We start from the raw sequence: 1786 nt of genomic DNA on the forward strand, positions 1-1786 counted from the left end.
AAGCATCATTTATTTAAGTTAGATACATATTATATGTACGAAGGCATTTCATTTACACAAGATTCTTGACGCTACCTGATTTCGATAATTCATTAAAGCTTTTCTCTTCAATTTTTGATGGAGGTAACCGTACCTTGCTCAAAAAATCTTTAACTATTGGATTTTTGATAATTTTAGAATGAGCTGTTCTACTGGCATGCTCGTCTCTCTTTCTCCCATTACGTGCGGTATATGCCATATCATTCTCCTATTTTGTGAATTTATCTATTTGAGTTGGAATCACGAAAGAATTAGATAATGTTTTAATTCGTGCAAACCCTTTATCTAAGTTATTACTGTACCGAATCAATGCATCTGTAAAGTCTCCAAAGTCATAATATTTTTTTAATTCTCTCGTTTCATCTGAATTATTTAGATGTGATATAAACCAATTTTGTGTATTTTTTAAAATATTATTACTAATAGAACTTACTTCTTGAGTCGCATACACTATTCCTAATCTTAATTTAGCTCCTTCTTTCGCTAACCTATTATATATATTAGTTAAATCCTTTTCATTTTGTTTTGGAAAAAGATTATGCGCTTCCTCAAAATAAAATTGTATAAAATTATGTCTTTCCGCTTCATTCCGAGTAAATAATTTCATTGAATTTTCGAAAATTTTCGTACATATCCGCTTAGCGTTCTTACTCTGTACCTCTGGATCTCCTTGAGATAAATCTAAAATAATAATTTTTCCTTCTCTCAATAAATCTACAATATCGTCCTCAAATGAAGTTTCTGTTGTTTTTGTATGAAACTTACGTAGTGGTTCTATTTTTTTATAACCACTATATGATGTAGACGATCCCTTCCCAGGCTTTTTTTTGAGTAATACCGTCAGTACACTCTGTAAATCTCCGTCTAAATTATTAGCGTATTTCTCATCTTCCCACGCTGCCTTAAACCATGTATAGGCATCACTTAGCTTGACTCCTTTTTCAGGATTAATATTAGTAACACTATTAATTTCAGCTTTTCCTTTAAATTTAACGGTTAATTCAGCATCATGTTCAAATCCAGCCTTATCCAACACACATTCATATGCAGCTTTTATTCTTTCAAGTGTTGTTGCCCTCCCATGATTATTATCCTGTCTTAAATCTTTAATTACGTCATCGTTAACTAAAGTAATCTCTAAAAAAGCACCAAAGTAATCAGATGTTGTAGTATCGTCAAAATTAGATTTGATGTATTCAAATCCTCCAAGAATATTATGAAAGAAATTAATTTTCATTTCTCTAAATCCTGGCTTATAGTCCAAACTATACCGTACCACTTCGTCTGAGAATTTCTGGTAGATTGAAGTATTATCTTGCTGATTATCATTAGCATATTCACCATTCATATCAAAAATTATTTGGCCAACTTTTTTTAATCCTAATTTACTAGTTACATGCTCATTATTATCCTTGATTTTTTTATTAATTAGCACCGTTTCCTCAATTATTTTTTTCACTGTGTTCGACTTTCCAGTTCTAGTCATTCCAAACAATGCCGTTCGCTTTCCGACTAAATCTAGTGGGTCAATCCTTACATCAACATTTTGATTTCTACTCTGATATCTCATTGTAGAACTAAATCTGGCTTTTCCAATTTTCACTGTATTTTGTTCACTTTCAGAAAAGTTAATAATTCTATCTAAAACATCATCTGTTGGTTTATATATCTTATCCTGAATTATTCACCAGAAACTCCAAAATCCCCATCAAACACATGATTCAAGTGCTTGATGGGAATTTTACGT

General features: G+C 31.1%; 2 protein-coding genes. Both read right to left on the minus strand.

What is annotated here, in order from left to right; genetic code table 11:
• Positions 1-52: 52 nt before the first annotated feature.
• Positions 53-238 carry a hypothetical protein gene (locus ACYVR3_RS16120; RefSeq protein ID WP_461245016.1) on the minus strand — a complete coding sequence of 62 codons (186 nt, stop codon included), beginning with the start codon at positions 236-238 and terminating at the stop codon, positions 53-55.
• Between the two features lie 9 nt (positions 239-247).
• On the minus strand, positions 248-1642 hold the full coding sequence (locus ACYVR3_RS16125) for an ATP-binding protein (protein WP_461245017.1): 1395 nt from the start codon (positions 1640-1642) through the stop codon (positions 248-250).
• Positions 1643-1786 lie beyond the last annotated feature (144 nt).

It is taken from the genome of Secundilactobacillus muriivasis, from assembly GCF_054785195.1.